General features: G+C 71.8%; 2 protein-coding genes. Both read left to right on the top strand.

The genetic code is table 11. The features are described 5' to 3' along the window. Positions 1-452, top strand: a 452-nt coding sequence (locus AC5LSR_RS17825; RefSeq protein WP_445548791.1) for an ABC transporter ATP-binding protein, incomplete at its 5' end; no start/stop codon positions are given. After that, positions 449-724, top strand: a 276-nt coding sequence (locus AC5LSR_RS17830; RefSeq protein WP_493468702.1) for a DUF427 domain-containing protein, incomplete at its 3' end; no start/stop codon positions are given. The genes AC5LSR_RS17825 and AC5LSR_RS17830, both read left to right, overlap by 4 nt.

Consider the following 724-nt stretch of genomic DNA (forward strand, 5'->3'; position numbering starts at 1 on the left):
CCGAGGTCGGCCCCGCCTCCGCCGTGCTGTCCGGCCCGCACCATCCGTACACCGACAGCCTGACCGGGGACGGTGTGCCGGGCCAGGTGGCTGGCCGTCCGGATTCGGCGGGGCGGGCCGGCTGCCGGTTCGCCTGGGCCTGCCCCCACCGGCTGGACGGCCTGTGTGATCGGGTGGCTCCTCCCGTCCGGCTGCTGTCCGGGCCGGTCGGAGCGCCTGCGCACACGGTGCGTTGCCACCGCGAGCCGTCTGATCTGCCCAGGGCCGCGTCGCCACCGCTCGCCGGGTCAGGTACGCGGGTACTGCCAGCCGCGGCAGGAGAGAGCGTGACGTTCGGACGCCCCGTCGCCGCGGAGACGTCGGCGAGCCCGGCCGGCACCAGCACCAGCACCGGCACCGGCACCAGCACCGACACAACGACATCGACAAACGGAAAGGGAGTCCGGACATGAGCGGCACGACATCGACCGGAACATCAACCGGCTCCATCGCGACCGAGACAGGTGAGCGGGATCCTTTCTCGCCGTGGCCGCGTGACCTGCGCCCGGTGCGGACCGAACCGAACGGCCGGCGGGTCCGGGTGTTCTTCAACGGGCAGGTGATCGCGGACAGCATCCGGACGCTGTACGTCTTCGAGACCGGGCACCTGCCGGTGTACTACTTCCCGCGCGCGGACGTCCGGTTCGACCTGCTTACCCCCACCGACCACCACACACACTGCCCA

The sequence above is a fragment of the Protofrankia sp. CiP1_Cm_nod4 genome (genome assembly GCF_982290645.1).